Source organism: Pantoea sp. B566, assembly GCF_024793925.1.
GTDB lineage: Bacteria > Pseudomonadota > Gammaproteobacteria > Enterobacterales > Enterobacteriaceae > Pantoea > Pantoea ananatis.
On record NZ_JANUQL010000003.1, the window covers coordinates 152,478 to 166,202 of the forward strand.

A 13,725-nucleotide genomic window follows, 5' to 3' on the forward strand; every position below is an offset into this window, starting at 1 on the left:
TGAGAACCTGTGACGCTGTAACGAAGCGTTAATTTTTTAAGCCTGTGCAACAGGTTACAACACAGGCACGATTACCCCAGTAAGTGGGCGGGCATCAGCTGTGTCAGATTGCCGAGTTTAACATCGGCCAATGCCCAACGAGCATCTTCCTGATGGACGGCAGCCGGCACGACGATGGCGCGCATCCGTGCCGCTTTGCTCGCCACCATTCCGTTAACGGAGTCTTCCAGCGCGACGCAGTTTAACGGATCGATGCCCAGCGCCTCCGCCGCATTAAGGTACACCTGAGGGTGCGGCTTGCTGTAAGGCAGGTTCTCCGCCGAAGACAGCACGTCAAACCAGGGCCGCAGGTTGAACATCTCCAGCACGGCTTCCAGCATAAACAGCGGCGAGGCCGAGACCAGGCCGGTTTTTAGCCCCTGCTGCTTACATAACCTCAGGGCCGATTCAACACCGGGCAGCAGAGGACGTTCTGTCGCAATCAGTTCCATCACGCGGGTAATAATGCGCTGGGTAATCTCCTGCTGCGACGGACCGGTCCAGGGCAGCGTTTCATACCACATGCGCACGGTTTGATCGATGCGTAGCCCGAGCGTATCGGGCAGCGTATGACGGCGCGTTAAATCAACGTCCAGGGTGGAAAAGATATCCATTTCGGCCCGATCCCAGAGCGGTTCCGAATCAATCAGTAATCCATCCATATCAAATAAAGCAGCGTAAACCGGGCGGTGGTAAGACATAAGGCGCTCCCCTGTAAATAATCCCGCTACCTTACCACGAACGCAGGCGGGGGGTTAACGAGAGCCTTGCCGGGCGCAGCCTGCTCTTTTTTTTGGGAAAATTCCCTAAGGGCAGGTTAGACTGAAGGCTAACAGGATTTTGGGTTCAGGAGATATCATGACCTATCAACAGGCTGGCCGTATTGCCATCCTTAAACGCGTTGTCGGCTGGATAGTTTTTTTACTGGCGTTGCTCTCCACGATCATCTCACTGCTGAGTTTTCTCTTTAAACACAGTGAAAAGAAACCCGGCATTGATGCCGTGATGCTCGATTTTATTCATGTCATGGTCGATATGATTCGTTTTAACACGCCGTTTCTGAACGTTTTCTGGCACAACTCGCCCGTGCCGGAGTTTAACGGCCAGATGAACCTGGGGTTCTGGCTAATCTATATTCTGATCTTCATCGGGCTGGCCCTGGAAGCGTCAGGTGCGCGTATGGGAAGGCAGGTTCGCCATGTACGCGAAGGCATTGAAGACCAGATGATCCTCGAACAGGCGAAAGGCAGCGAAGGGCGCACGCGTCAGCAGGTGGAAGAGAAGGTGCGCATTCCTCGTCACACCATTTTTCTGCAGATTTTCCCGCTCTATATTTTGCCCATCGTGATTGTTATCGCCGGATATTTTCTGCTTTCGTTACTCGGTTTTCTCTAACCGGTCAGGCCGGTTTAGCCTGGCCGGCCGCCAGCGCGTCGTCGTCCAGTAACTGACCTACGGCAAACTGCGCGGCCCCCAGCCAGTTGCCGCCGAACACGTTGGCCCGGTTTAGCAGATAATAAAGCTGATAAACCGGCTGGCGCTGTGAGAAGCCATCCGGCAGCGGCCAGACCTGATTATAGCCGTCGAAGATTTCTCTGGGCAGATCGTTAAACCAGCTCAGCATCGCCAGATCACATTCTCTGTCGCCCCAGTAACAGGCCGGATCAAAAATCCATGGCCCGTTCTGGCTGGCTGCGCAGTTGGCGGGCCACAGATCGCCATGCAGCAGGGAAGGTTGCGGGTGATGGGAGGCCAGGGTGCGCTGCACACAGTCGACAATCAGCTCGGCATTGCCGTAGAGAATGCCTTTCTCGGCGGCAATTTGCAGCTGCCAGCCGATACGCTGCTCTGCAAAAAAGACTGACCAGCGCCGTAGCCAACTGTTTGGCTGAGGTGTGGTGGTCAGGTTGTTATCGAAATCAAGACCAAACTGCGGTTGTTCGCTCCACTGATGCAGATGTGCCAGCTGCTGGCCCAGCTGCAGTGCGCTGTGCGCATCGAGAGGCTGAGGCTTGATGTATTCCAGCAGCAGAAAGCTGTAGTCGCGATCGCTGCCCACCCCGTAAACCTCGGGGACCCGGACGGTCTGCGTACGGCGCAGCAGGGCGAGTTGATCGGCTTCCCAACTGAACAGCGAAACCTTATCGCGGCTGTTGCATTTGACAAAGACATCCTGCTCACCATAGCGAATCAGCCAGGCGGGATGCACATCGCCACCGGGGAGCTCGTGGCGTTGGGTAATATCGGCGTCACCAAATTGCTCGCTTAACAGACGACTAATGGCTGACCACATCGGGTTATCCTCTTTATTCGCTGCCTGAATTCGATTGTAACGCGTTAGCACAGCGCAAAGTCTGCGCCTGCGCACAGACTACTCTGTTGAACGTGCTGCGTCGCGCAGAAAATCGTCAAGCGTGGTGAGCGTCACGTCGGGCGTTTGTCCCAGCGCGCTTTCGCCCGCGGCAATGACCTGCTGTTTCAAATCCTCCTGCGTAAGCGTAGTCACAATGCCAAAACTGTTGGTGCCAAGCTCATGCGGGTTTCCCTTGTCATCCATCAGCGTGGTAGAAAAGCCGCCGGAGGTCATCGCTCCGGTTAACGTCAGCACGTCACTGAGACCGGTTTCCCGGTAATGAAACGTGACGACATAGCGGTGTAAATTCCCGTTGCTCATTCTGCACCTCGGTATGCTCAAATAATACACAGCGTAGTACAGGGTGAAAAAACAGGCGAATAATGAAGGAGATGAGGCGTAAAATCAGATCAATCTGTGTGCAAATTTCGCTGATATTCCAGGCAAAATCCTGTGTAAATCTTGTAAATGAAAAGATGCCATTTGCCAAAAATGGCTCTATAATGCGCGCCGAAATCAGGTTAACGCCTAGTGAATACGTGGCGTTACGCTAAAGCATGCCGTTCTGAGCGAATTCATGTTTTTTTACAAAAGTTACCGTAAATTGCATTGATCGCATTGGGAAACCCTTCAGAATCTTCGTTTTTAAAACTGCTGCACGGATCACATTTAATGAAAGCCTTTAACAAGCTGTCTGCTGTTCTTTTGCTCTCTGCCGGAGCGTTTTGTCACCAGGCGCTGGCCGATAATGCTGTCTTTACCGCAATGGATGACCCTTCAACGGCGAAAAAGCCTTTTGAAGGTTCTGCTTCTGCGGGTTACCTGGCACAAACCGGTAACACCACCAGTTCATCATTGACCGCGCAAACCAATATGACCTGGTACACAGAATCAATGGCCTACAGCTTGTGGGGTAACGCCGCAAACACCTCTGCCAACGATGAGCGTTCTTCGGAAACCTACAACCTGGGTGCCCGTTCGCGTTACAACATGAGCGCCTACGACTACCTGTTTGGTCAGGCAAGTTGGTTGAGCGATCGTTATAACGGCTATGATTCTCGTGATGTGCTGACCGCCGGTTATGGTCGCCAGATTCTGAACGGCCCGGTGCATTCACTGCGTGCTGAATTCGGTCCGGGTGTGCGTTACGACGATTACCGCGACGGCGATCACAAAACGCAGGGGCTGGCTTACGGCGCTGTGAGCTATCAGTGGCAACTTACCGACACCACTAAGTTCATTCAGGGTGTTTCCGTGCTGAGCTCGCTGGGAGAAGACACCACGGTGAACTCAGAAACGGGTTTACAGGTGGCTATTAACGATCACTTTGCCCTGAAGCTGGCCTACAACGTGACCTGGAACAACAACCCACCGGCTTCTGCACCAGACCGTACCGATACCCGAACTTCCGTCATGCTGACCTACGCGATGTAACAGGCGTCAGGATGTCTGAAAAAGCGCGGTCTGGCACAGTGCCTGGCCGCTTTTTTTTGATCTCTCTGAGGCTTAGCGACAAACGCATGGGTTTTGCTCGCGCCTGAAAACTGCTATTATCCGTCCCGCATTACACTCCTGGCGACATTCCGACAATGTGGGTCTGACATAACGCCAGGTCAATAACACTACTCAATTTTGTATGTAAGCTTTCGTGTGGCTTACCACTGCAACTAAGGACATTCTATGCCTGTAATTACGCTTCCTGATGGCAGTCAGCGCTCATACGACCGCCCTGTCAGCGTCATGGATATCGCGCTTGATATTGGTCCCGGTCTGGCAAAAGCCTGCATCGCCGGACGAGTTAACGGTGAACTGGTTGATGCGGTCGATCCCATCACCGACGACGCGTCTGTTGCCATTATCACTGCCAAAGACGAAGCGGGTCTGGAGATCATTCGCCACTCCTGCGCGCATCTGTTAGGCCATGCGATTAAGCAGCTGTGGCCAGATACCAAAATGGCGATCGGTCCGGTGATCGACAACGGCTTCTATTATGATGTCGATATCGATCGTACCCTGACCCAGGAAGACATTGAGCTGCTGGAAAAACGCATGCATCAGTTGGCCGAGACCAACTACGATGTTGTGAAGAAAAAAGTCAGCTGGCAGGAAGCGCGCGATGTCTTCGCGGCGCGAGGTGAAGTCTACAAGACCACCATCCTGGATGAGAACATCAGTCATGACGATCGCCCCGGGCTGTATCATCATGAAGAATATGTCGATATGTGCCGCGGTCCGCACGTACCGAACATGCGTTTCTGTCACCATTTTAAACTGCAGAAAATCTCCGGCGCATACTGGCGCGGCGACAGCGACAACAAAATGCTGCAGCGCATTTACGGTACAGCATGGGCAGATAAGAAACAGCTGGCGGCTTATTTACAGCGTCTGGAAGAGGCGGCGAAGCGCGACCACCGTAAAATTGGTAAGCAACTCGACCTCTATCATATGCAGGAAGAAGCGCCGGGCATGGTTTTCTGGCATAATGACGGCTGGACAATTTTCCGTGAGCTGGAAGTGTTCGTCCGCAGTAAGCTAAAAGAGTACCAGTATCAGGAAGTTAAAGGCCCGTTCATGATGGATCGGGTGCTGTGGGAAAAGACCGGCCACTGGGAAAACTACAAAGATGCGATGTTCACGACCTCTTCTGAGAACCGCGAGTACTGCATCAAACCGATGAACTGCCCAGGGCACGTCCAAATTTTTAACCAGGGGCTGAAATCGTATCGCGATTTGCCGCTGCGTATGGCTGAGTTCGGTAGCTGCCACCGTAATGAACCTTCAGGCGCTTTGCATGGCCTGATGCGTGTGCGGGGCTTTACCCAGGATGATGCGCATATTTTCTGTACGGAAGATCAGCTGCGTACCGAAGTGAACAGCTGTATCCGCATGGTTTATGACATGTACAGCACCTTTGGCTTTGAAAAGATTGTGGTGAAACTGTCCACCCGTCCTGAAAAGCGTATTGGTTCTGACGAAACCTGGGATCGTGCAGAAGAAGATCTGGCTGCGGCGCTCAATGAAAACAACATTGAGTTTGAGTACCAGCCGGGTGAGGGCGCGTTCTACGGCCCTAAAATTGAATTTACACTATACGATTGCCTTGACCGCGCCTGGCAGTGTGGAACGGTTCAGCTAGACTTTTCCCTGCCTAAGCGTCTGGATGCCACCTACGTGGGTGAAAACAACGATCGTCAGACGCCGGTAATGATTCACCGTGCGATTCTGGGTTCGATGGAGCGCTTCATCGGTATTTTGACCGAGGAGTTCGCCGGTTTCTTCCCAAGCTGGCTGGCGCCGATGCAGGCTGTGGTAATGAATATTACCGACGGTCAGGCAGAATATGTTGAGACTTTGACACGTAAATTGCAGAATGCTGGCATTCGTGTGAAAGCGGACTTGAGAAACGAGAAGATAGGCTTTAAAATCCGCGAGCACACATTACGTCGCGTCCCTTATATGTTGGTCTGTGGTGATAAAGAGGTGGAAGCTGGCAAAGTGGCCGTTCGCACCCGCCGTGGTAAAGACCTTGGGTCGATGGACGTCGATGTGTTTGTTGAGAAGCTGCAGCAAGAGATTCGCAGCCGCAATCTTCACCAATTGGAGGAATAAAGTATTAAAGGCGGAAAACGAGTACAACCTACGCGTCCGAATCGCATCAACAGTGAAATTCGCGCAACAGAAGTGCGCTTAACAGGCGTTGAAGGCGAGCAACTTGGTATTGTAAGTCTACGCGAAGCTCTGGAAAAAGCTGAGGAAGCGGGTGTAGATTTAGTTGAAATCAGCCCGAACGCCGAACCGCCGGTTTGCCGCATCATGGACTACGGCAAGTTCCTCTATGAAAAAAGTAAATCTTCTAAGGAACAGAAGAAGAAACAAAAAGTTATTCAGGTTAAGGAAATCAAATTCCGTCCTGGAACCGATGATGGCGACTATCAGGTCAAACTACGCAACCTGATTCGCTTTCTGGAAGAAGGCGATAAAGCCAAAATCACGCTGCGTTTCCGCGGTCGTGAGATGGCGCACCAGCAGATCGGTATGGAAGTGCTTAACCGCGTCCGTAAAGACCTGTGTGAAGATCTGGATTTGGCCATTGTCGAATCCTTCCCTTCGAAGATCGAAGGCCGCCAGATGATCATGGTGCTCGCTCCTAAGAAGAAACAGTAGGCATTCAAGTAGCAATGACCGCGCAGCGCTTGCGTTGTGCGGTTTGTTGTTCGCCTGTCTGGGTCATGTTATCAACAATGCGAAGTGGATATTTTTTAAAATGCCAAAGATTAAAACTGTACGTGGCGCGGCTAAGCGCTTCAAGAAGACCGCTTCTGGCGGCTTCAAGCGTAAACACGCAAACCTGCGTCATATTCTGACTAAGAAATCTACTAAGCGTAAACGTCACCTGCGTCCGAAAGGCATGGTGTCTAAAGGCGATCTGGGTCTGGTTATTGCCTGCCTGCCGTACGCATAAGTAAATTTTTTTAATTAATTCAGAATATTAAACAGGAGAGCTAAATGGCTCGTGTAAAACGTGGTGTAGTTGCTCGCGCACGTCACAAAAAAATCTTAAAACAAGCTAAAGGTTACTACGGTGCACGTTCACGTGTTTACCGCGTTGCCTTCCAGGCTGTTATCAAAGCTGGTCAGTATGCTTACCGCGACCGTCGTCAACGTAAGCGTCAGTTCCGTCAGCTGTGGATCGCGCGTATCAACGCAGCAGCGCGTCAGAACGGTATGTCTTACAGCCGTTTCATCAATGGTCTGAAAAAAGCAGCCATTGAAATTGACCGTAAAATCCTGGCCGACATCGCCGTATTCGACAAAGTGGCATTCACTGCACTGGTAGAAAAAGCGAAATCAGCGCTGGCGTAAGTCAGTTGAAAAAGGGAGCTTGCTCCCTTTTTTATTACCTGTAACCTGAGCAAAAGATTGACTTTTTCGCCGATGCGCATTTCAATAGTGCCGTTGGAAATCATGACAAGGTAACGCAAGCATGAATGCTGCTATTTTCCGTTTCTTTTTTTACTTTAGCGCCTGACAATCAGGGGCTTTTGCGCATAAGAAAAGAAACGAAAAATCGCGCTGAAAGCCTCCCACGTGGAGGCTTTTTTTGTTTTTGGCGCTGGCATATTGGACCGGCAGGTCCCAACAAGTACTAACCAGCCTGACTGGAAAAAGAGGAAAACATGTCCCAACTAGCAGAACTGGTGGCGAACGCCACGGCGGCCATCGACGGGGCGACCGATATCGCCGCCCTTGACGCGGTGCGCGTCGAATATCTGGGGAAAAAAGGGCATCTGACATTACAGATGACCACATTGCGTGAATTGCCAGCGGAAGCGCGTCCTGCGGCCGGTGCGGTGATTAACGAGGCTAAACAGCAGGTAACGGATCGTCTGAACGCGCGTAAAGAGGAGATGGAGTCTGCGGTCCTTAATGCCCGTCTGGCGGCAGAAACCATCGACGTTTCCCTGCCGGGACGCCGTATCGAAAACGGCGGCCTGCATCCGGTGACCCGCACCATCGATCGTATTGAAACGTTCTTTGGCGAGTTGGGCTTTGCGGTAGTGACCGGTCCGGAAATTGAAGACGATTATCATAACTTCGATGCGCTCAATATTCCGGGCCATCATCCGGCGCGTGCCGATCATGATACTTTCTGGTTTGATGCCACGCGCCTGCTGCGTACGCAAACCTCAGGCGTGCAAATTCGCACCATGAAGAACCAGCAGCCGCCTCTGCGCATTATTGCGCCGGGCCGCGTGTACCGTAACGATTACGATCAGACGCACACGCCGATGTTCCACCAGATGGAAGGGCTGATCGTCGATAAGAATATCAACTTCACCAACCTGAAAGGCACGCTGCACGATTTCCTGAACAACTTCTTTGAGGAAGATTTGCAGATCCGCTTCCGTCCTTCCTATTTCCCGTTTACCGAGCCGTCCGCTGAAGTGGATGTGATGGGTAAAAACGGCAAGTGGCTGGAAGTGCTGGGCTGCGGCATGGTGCACCCCAATGTTCTGCGCAATGTCGGTATCGATCCGGAAGTCTATTCAGGCTTCGCCTTTGGCATGGGCATGGAGCGCCTGACCATGCTGCGCTACGGCGTGACCGATTTACGCGCATTCTTCGAAAATGATTTACGTTTCCTCAAACAATTTAAGTAAGGGCAGGTTATCCAATGAAATTCAGTGAACTCTGGTTACGCGAATGGGTAAATCCAGCCCTTGACAGTGCGGCCTTATCTGAGCAAATCACCATGGCCGGCCTGGAAGTGGACGGCGTTGAGCCCGTTGCGGGCGCGTTTCACGGCGTCGTGGTCGGTGAGGTAGTGGAATGCGGTCAGCACCCTAATGCCGACAAACTGCGTGTGACCAAAATCAATACCGGTGGCGATCGGCTGCTGGACATCGTCTGCGGCGCACCAAACTGCCGTCAGGGCCTGAAAGTCGCAGTCGCCACCGTGGGTGCCGTGCTGCCGGGCGATTTTAAAATTAAAGCGGCTAAGCTGCGCGGCGAACCGTCCGAAGGCATGCTGTGCTCGTTCTCTGAGCTGGGGATTTCCGACGACCACAGCGGCATTATCGAACTGCCCGCCGATGCGCCGATTGGCACGGATATCCGTGACTACCTGCAGCTGGACGACAACACCATTGAAATCAGCGTCACGCCTAACCGCGCAGACTGCCTGGGCATTATCGGGATTGCCCGCGATGTGGCGGTGCTGAACAGCCTGCCGCTTAACGCGCCGGTCATTGAGCCGGTTGCGGCGACGATTGCTGATACGTTACCGATTAGTGTCGAAGCCACCGCTGCCTGCCCACGCTATCTGGGGCGGGTCGTGAAAGGCATCAACGTCAGCGCAGCAACGCCGCTGTGGATGAAAGAGAAACTGCGTCGCTGTGGTATTCGCTCTATCGATCCGGTCGTTGATATCACCAACTACGTGTTGCTCGAACTGGGCCAGCCAATGCACGCGTTCGATCTGGACCGCATCGACGGCGGTATCGTCGTGCGGATGGCGAAAGATGGTGAGGCGCTCACGCTACTGGATGGCACAGAGGTGAAGCTCAGCAGCGATACGCTGGTGATTGCCGATCATCAGAAAGCCCTGGCGATGGGCGGCATTTTTGGTGGTGAACATTCTGGTGTAAACGGCGAAACGCAAAATATTTTGCTGGAGTGTGCCTGGTTCGAACCGCTGGCGATTGCGGGCCGCGCGCGCCGTCATGGTTTGCACACCGATGCATCACATCGCTACGAGCGCGGTGTGGATTCTGCACTGCAACACAAGGCGATGGAACGCGCGACTCAGCTGCTGCTGAGCATCTGCGGCGGTGAAGCGGGCCCGGTTATCGATCAGACGTCGGCGGACGCCTTGCCGCAACCGGCCACGATCACGCTGCGTCGTGAAAAGCTGGATCGGCTGATTGGTCATGTTGTCAGCGATGAGCAGGTCACGGATATTCTGACGCGCCTGGGTTGTCAGGTCAGCGTAACCCCTGGGGAATGGCAGGCGGTCGCCCCCGCCTGGCGCTTCGATATGGCTATCGAAGAGGATCTGGTAGAAGAGATCGCCCGCATTTATGGTTACAACAACATCCCGGACGTGCCGGTTCAGGCCGGTCTGGTCATGACAAAGCACCGTGAAGCTAACCTGTCGCTGAAGCGAGCAAAAATGCTGTTAGTGGATAAAGGCTACCAGGAAGCCATCACCTACAGCTTCGTGGACCCGAAAGTACAGCAGTTGCTGCATCCGGGTGAAGAGGCGCTGCTGCTGCCCAGCCCGATCTCCAGCGACATGTCCACCATGCGTTTGTCACTGTGGACTGGCTTACTCAGCGCGGTGGTCTATAACCAGAACCGTCAGCAGAGCCGCGTGCGTCTGTTTGAGAGCGGTCTGCGATTTGTTCCTGATACTCAGGCGGATCTCGGTATTCGTCAGGATCTGATGCTGGCAGGCGTGCTGAGTGGCAACCGCTATGAAGAACACTGGGATCTGGCGCGTCAGACCGTTGACTTCTATGATTTGAAAGGTGATTTAGAGTCATTGCTGGATTTAACCGGCAAGTTGAATGCGATTAGCTTTCGTGCAGAGGCGAATCCAGCGCTCCATCCTGGACAAAGTGCGGCAATTTATTTACAGGATGAACGAATCGGATTTATCGGAGTGGTTCATCCCGAGCTTGAACGTAAGCTGGATCTCAACGGTCGTACCTTAGTCTTTGAACTGCTTTGGAATAAGGTCGCAGACCGCGTCCTGCCTGATGCGCAAGAGGTTTCGCGCTTCCCGGCAAACCGCCGTGATATCGCCGTTGTTGTGGCCGAAAATGTGCCGGCAGCAGATATCATCGCAGAGTGTAAGAAAGTTGGCGTAAATCAGGTAGTTGGCGTAAACTTGTTTGACGTGTACCGAGGTAAGGGTGTTTCCGAGGGCTATAAGAGCCTCGCAATCAGCCTGATTTTGCAGGATACCAGCCGGACACTCGAAGAAGAGGAGATTGCCGCGACGGTTGCCAAATGCGTTGCGGCATTAAAAGAGCGATTCCAGGCAACCTTGAGGGATTGAACCTATGGCGCTTACAAAAGCTGAGATGTCAGAATACCTGTTTGAGAAACTCGGGCTGAGCAAACGTGACGCAAAAGAGTTGGTGGAGTTGTTTTTCGAAGAGGTTCGCCGCGCGTTGGAAAATGGAGAACAGGTTAAACTGTCGGGGTTTGGTAATTTTGACCTGCGTGACAAAAACCAACGTCCGGGCAGAAACCCAAAAACGGGAGAAGATATTCCCATTACTGCGCGTCGCGTAGTGACCTTCCGTCCAGGGCAGAAGCTTAAAAGTCGCGTTGAAAACGCCACACCAAAAGACAGTGACTGATCCCAGTGTTTCAAAAAGGCCGCGCAAGCGGCCTTTTTCATTTCTTTTTTTCGCAATCCTTTTACAATCAATCCTCTGTCATTCTGGCTAATTCTGCTTATGTCCCAGCTTGAACAACTTGCTCTGCACAGCGATCGCCGCAGTAAAGCCTGGCTTTTGGGTCTCGGCAGCCTGCTGCTGGTGTTATTTATCCTCAGCCTGTGCGCGGGTGAGCGCTGGATAAACCCCACACAATGGTTCAGCGACAGCGGCAGGCTTTTTGTCGGCCAGCTTCGCCTGCCGCGCAGCCTTGCGGTTATCCTGGTGGGGAGCGCGCTGGCTCTGAGCGGCGTTGTCATGCAGGCGTTGTTTACCAACCCACTGGCCGAACCCGGGCTGCTTGGCGTTTCCAACGGGGCCGGCATTGGCCTGGTCGCGGGCGTTCTGTTGAGCAGCGGTTCGCTATGGAGCCTCAGCTTTTCGGCAATGGCCGGTGCGCTGGTCGTTACCCTGATTCTGTTGCATTTTGCCCGGCGTCATTTATCCGTCACGCGTTTGCTGCTCACTGGCGTTGCGCTGGGGATTATTTGCAGCGCGATCATGACGTGGGCCGTCTATTTCAGCAGCAGCCTCGATCTGCGCCAACTCATGTACTGGATGATGGGCGGCTTCAGCGGTATCGACTGGCGCTATGGCTGGATGATGCTGGCGCTGCTGCCGGTTATCCTGGCGCTCACCACAGCGAGCAGGGTGCTTAACTTACTGGCGCTGGGGGAAACGTCAGCCCGCCAGCTTGGGTTGTCACTGTTTTACTGGCGTAATCTGCTGGTGTTGGCCACGGGATGGCTGGTTGGCGTCAGCGTGGCGCTTGCTGGCGCAATTGGCTTTGTGGGCCTGGTGATTCCGCACCTGCTGCGGCTGGTGGGGCTGAATGACCACCGTGCGCTGCTGCCGGCTTCGGCGCTGGCGGGAGCCAGCGTATTGCTCGGCGCGGATATTATTGCCCGCCTGGCGCTGGCCTCCGCTGAGTTACCCATCGGCGTGGTCACGGCAACGCTCGGCGCACCGCTGTTTATCATCTTGTTAGTCAAATCGTCACGTCAGCTTTAGCTGACATACATGCATTAACCACAGGAACTCCGTATGAGCATTTATCAAACTGAACTGGTTACACTGGATGGTGAGAAAACGGCGCTGTCCTCCTGGCAGGGACAGGTGCTGCTGGTGGTCAACGTGGCCTCTAAATGCGGCTTAACCCCACAATATGAAGCGCTGGAAAATATTCATAAAGCCTGGCATGAGCAGGGCTTCAGCGTGCTGGGTTTCCCCTGCAACCAGTTTCTGGAGCAGGAGCCAGGCAGTAGCGAAGAAATCAAAACGTTTTGCAGCACGACCTACGGTGTGACGTTTCCGATGTTCGAAAAGTGTGAGGTCAATGGTGAGCATCGTCATCCGCTTTATGCACAGCTGGTCGCGGCGAAACCCGAGGCCGTGCGTCCGGAAGAGAGTGGTTTTTATGAGCGCATGGTCAGCAAAGGACGGGCTCCCAAAGCGCCGGGCGATATTCTGTGGAACTTCGAAAAATTCCTGATAGGGCGTGATGGCAGCGTTATTCAGCGTTTCTCACCGGACATGTCGCCAGAAGATCCCATTATTCTGGAAACGATCAAACAGGCGCTGGCAAAGTAAGTGTTGCTTAGGCTGGAAAATGCAGCCGTTCCCGGACGGCTGCAACCGGTAAGCGGCACGATGCAGGCCGGGCAACGGGTGCATCTGGTGGGGCCGAATGGCGCAGGGAAGAGCACACTGCTGTCAGCCCTGGCGGGATTGGAACCCTTTACCGGCCGCGCCACGCTACTGAATACCGCCCTCGCCAGTTGGACAGGCCCGGCGCTGGCCAGCGTGCGCAGCTGGCTGCCTCAGCAACAGCTTCCTCCGGGGCAGATGCCGGTTTACCACTATCTGCGGCTGCATCTTTCGTCTTCCACCTCGCCAGATGAAGCCCGGCTCGCCACGATACTGTCGCGGTTGCAGTTGGATGATAAATTAGCCTGGCCATTGACCCAGCTCTCCGGTGGTGAGTGGCAGCGGGTGCGGCTTGGCGCGGTAATGATGCAAATCGATCCGCAGATCAACGCCAGAGGGCAATTACTGATCCTGGATGAGCCCATGACGGCGCTGGATGTTGCTCAACAAAAAGCGGTGGACGATCTGATTAGTGAACTCTGTGCCGCAGGCGTTTGCGTTGTCGCCAGCAGTCACGATCTTAACCATAGCTTATGGTATGCCAATCAGGTCTGGCTGTTACATCAGGGCCAGGTGGTGTTGCAGGGCGAGCCTGCGGATGTCCTTCGGCCAGAACAGCTTTCGCCCCTGTACGGCATTCCGTTTCGTCAGCTCATCTTAGAAGGACGGCCTCTGCTGACCGTTTTGCCCTGAGACTTGCCACCTGGCGCGCTTTGCCGCTACATTAATCCGGTTACT

Annotated in this window: 16 protein-coding genes and 1 other annotated feature; of the genes, 13 read left to right on the plus strand and 3 right to left on the minus strand. The window is 53.7% G+C overall.

Features of this window, described 5'->3' with window-relative positions; genetic code table 11:
• Positions 1 to 71: 71 nt before the first annotated feature.
• Positions 72 to 740, minus strand: coding sequence for a hexitol phosphatase HxpB (gene hxpB, locus NYE92_RS02420; RefSeq protein ID WP_013025571.1), 669 nt, complete (start codon positions 738 to 740; stop codon positions 72 to 74).
• A 157-nt stretch (positions 741 to 897) separates the two neighbouring features.
• On the opposite strand from hxpB, the gene NYE92_RS02425 reads away from it, so the two are divergent.
• A complete protein-coding gene (locus NYE92_RS02425; RefSeq protein ID WP_014593590.1) occupies positions 898 to 1,434 on the plus strand; it encodes a YniB family protein in 537 nt (178 codons plus the stop codon).
• Between the two features lie 4 nt (positions 1,435 to 1,438).
• Here the strand turns inward: NYE92_RS02425 and NYE92_RS02430 are convergent, their stop codons facing one another.
• Both NYE92_RS02430 and ghoS read right to left on the minus strand, forming a co-directional pair.
• Positions 1,439 to 2,332, minus strand: coding sequence for a fructosamine kinase family protein (locus tag NYE92_RS02430; RefSeq protein WP_015700426.1), 894 nt, complete (start codon positions 2,330 to 2,332; stop codon positions 1,439 to 1,441).
• Positions 2,333 to 2,410: 78 nt separating this feature from the next.
• Positions 2,411 to 2,713, minus strand: a complete 303-nt coding sequence (gene ghoS, locus NYE92_RS02435; RefSeq protein WP_014605967.1) for a type V toxin-antitoxin system endoribonuclease antitoxin GhoS — start codon at positions 2,711 to 2,713, stop codon at positions 2,411 to 2,413.
• Positions 2,714 to 3,064: 351 nt separating this feature from the next.
• On the opposite strand from ghoS, the gene NYE92_RS02440 reads away from it, so the two are divergent.
• The 12 genes from NYE92_RS02440 to btuD all read left to right on the plus strand — a co-directional run bounded on the left by NYE92_RS02440 (position 3,065) and on the right by btuD (position 13,680).
• The gene (locus NYE92_RS02440; RefSeq protein ID WP_014605966.1) at positions 3,065 to 3,826 is read left to right on the plus strand and encodes a YdiY family protein; all 762 of its coding nucleotides are present in this window, start codon (positions 3,065 to 3,067) and stop codon (positions 3,824 to 3,826) included.
• Between the two features lie 246 nt (positions 3,827 to 4,072).
• The gene (gene thrS, locus NYE92_RS02445; RefSeq protein ID WP_014593593.1) at positions 4,073 to 6,001 is read left to right on the plus strand and encodes a threonine--tRNA ligase; all 1,929 of its coding nucleotides are present in this window, start codon (positions 4,073 to 4,075) and stop codon (positions 5,999 to 6,001) included.
• 3 nt (positions 6,002 to 6,004) lie between these two features.
• Entirely contained in the window at positions 6,005 to 6,556 is a 552-nt protein-coding gene (gene infC / locus NYE92_RS02450) for a translation initiation factor IF-3 (protein ID WP_026020952.1), read from the plus strand.
• Positions 6,557 to 6,656: 100 nt separating this feature from the next.
• A complete protein-coding gene (gene rpmI, locus NYE92_RS02455; RefSeq protein ID WP_004157374.1) occupies positions 6,657 to 6,854 on the plus strand; it encodes a 50S ribosomal protein L35 in 198 nt (65 codons plus the stop codon).
• Positions 6,855 to 6,898: 44 nt separating this feature from the next.
• Positions 6,899 to 7,255: a 50S ribosomal protein L20 gene (gene rplT, locus NYE92_RS02460; RefSeq protein WP_006118956.1), complete on the plus strand. Its 357-nt coding sequence runs from the start codon at positions 6,899 to 6,901 to the stop codon at positions 7,253 to 7,255.
• A 116-nt stretch (positions 7,256 to 7,371) separates the two neighbouring features.
• Positions 7,372 to 7,497: a sequence feature (Phe leader region), on the plus strand.
• Positions 7,377 to 7,421 carry a pheST operon leader peptide PheM gene (pheM, locus tag NYE92_RS02465; RefSeq protein ID WP_106120997.1) on the plus strand — a complete coding sequence of 15 codons (45 nt, stop codon included), beginning with the start codon at positions 7,377 to 7,379 and terminating at the stop codon, positions 7,419 to 7,421. (Overlaps the previous feature by 45 nt.)
• A 72-nt stretch (positions 7,498 to 7,569) precedes the next feature.
• Positions 7,570 to 8,553 carry a phenylalanine--tRNA ligase subunit alpha gene (gene pheS / locus NYE92_RS02470; RefSeq protein WP_013025578.1) on the plus strand — a complete coding sequence of 328 codons (984 nt, stop codon included), beginning with the start codon at positions 7,570 to 7,572 and terminating at the stop codon, positions 8,551 to 8,553.
• 14 nt (positions 8,554 to 8,567) lie between these two features.
• Complete coding sequence (gene pheT, locus NYE92_RS02475) at positions 8,568 to 10,955, plus strand: phenylalanine--tRNA ligase subunit beta (RefSeq protein ID WP_029568723.1); 2,388 nt, start codon at positions 8,568 to 8,570, stop codon at positions 10,953 to 10,955.
• 4 nt (positions 10,956 to 10,959) lie between these two features.
• Positions 10,960 to 11,262: an integration host factor subunit alpha gene (ihfA, locus tag NYE92_RS02480; RefSeq protein ID WP_006118960.1), complete on the plus strand. Its 303-nt coding sequence runs from the start codon at positions 10,960 to 10,962 to the stop codon at positions 11,260 to 11,262.
• 99 nt (positions 11,263 to 11,361) lie between these two features.
• The gene (gene btuC, locus NYE92_RS02485; RefSeq protein WP_259018474.1) at positions 11,362 to 12,351 is read left to right on the plus strand and encodes a vitamin B12 ABC transporter permease BtuC; all 990 of its coding nucleotides are present in this window, start codon (positions 11,362 to 11,364) and stop codon (positions 12,349 to 12,351) included.
• Positions 12,352 to 12,384: 33 nt separating this feature from the next.
• Positions 12,385 to 12,930, plus strand: a complete 546-nt coding sequence (locus NYE92_RS02490; protein ID WP_013025582.1) for a glutathione peroxidase — start codon at positions 12,385 to 12,387, stop codon at positions 12,928 to 12,930.
• On the plus strand, positions 12,931 to 13,680 hold the full coding sequence (gene btuD, locus NYE92_RS02495; RefSeq protein ID WP_014605965.1) for a vitamin B12 ABC transporter ATP-binding protein BtuD: 750 nt from the start codon (positions 12,931 to 12,933) through the stop codon (positions 13,678 to 13,680).
• The last annotated feature ends 45 nt before the right edge of the window (positions 13,681 to 13,725 follow it).

Bases quoted from the DNA above. Each gene is read 5' to 3' on its own strand.
- hxpB (WP_013025571.1), bottom strand. From the start codon at position 740: ATGTCTTACCACCGCCCGGTTTACGCTGCTTTATTTGATATGGATGGA.
- NYE92_RS02425 (WP_014593590.1), top strand. From the start codon at position 898: ATGACCTATCAACAGGCTGGCCGTATTGCCATCCTTAAACGCGTTGTC.
- NYE92_RS02430 (WP_015700426.1), bottom strand. From the start codon at position 2,332: ATGTGGTCAGCCATTAGTCGTCTGTTAAGCGAGCAATTTGGTGACGCC.
- ghoS (WP_014605967.1), bottom strand. From the start codon at position 2,713: ATGAGCAACGGGAATTTACACCGCTATGTCGTCACGTTTCATTACCGG.
- NYE92_RS02440 (WP_014605966.1), top strand. From the start codon at position 3,065: ATGAAAGCCTTTAACAAGCTGTCTGCTGTTCTTTTGCTCTCTGCCGGA.
- thrS (WP_014593593.1), top strand. From the start codon at position 4,073: ATGCCTGTAATTACGCTTCCTGATGGCAGTCAGCGCTCATACGACCGC.
- rpmI (WP_004157374.1), top strand. From the start codon at position 6,657: ATGCCAAAGATTAAAACTGTACGTGGCGCGGCTAAGCGCTTCAAGAAG.
- rplT (WP_006118956.1), top strand. From the start codon at position 6,899: ATGGCTCGTGTAAAACGTGGTGTAGTTGCTCGCGCACGTCACAAAAAA.
- pheS (WP_013025578.1), top strand. From the start codon at position 7,570: ATGTCCCAACTAGCAGAACTGGTGGCGAACGCCACGGCGGCCATCGAC.
- pheT (WP_029568723.1), top strand. From the start codon at position 8,568: ATGAAATTCAGTGAACTCTGGTTACGCGAATGGGTAAATCCAGCCCTT.
- ihfA (WP_006118960.1), top strand. From the start codon at position 10,960: ATGGCGCTTACAAAAGCTGAGATGTCAGAATACCTGTTTGAGAAACTC.
- btuC (WP_259018474.1), top strand. From the start codon at position 11,362: ATGTCCCAGCTTGAACAACTTGCTCTGCACAGCGATCGCCGCAGTAAA.
- NYE92_RS02490 (WP_013025582.1), top strand. From the start codon at position 12,385: ATGAGCATTTATCAAACTGAACTGGTTACACTGGATGGTGAGAAAACG.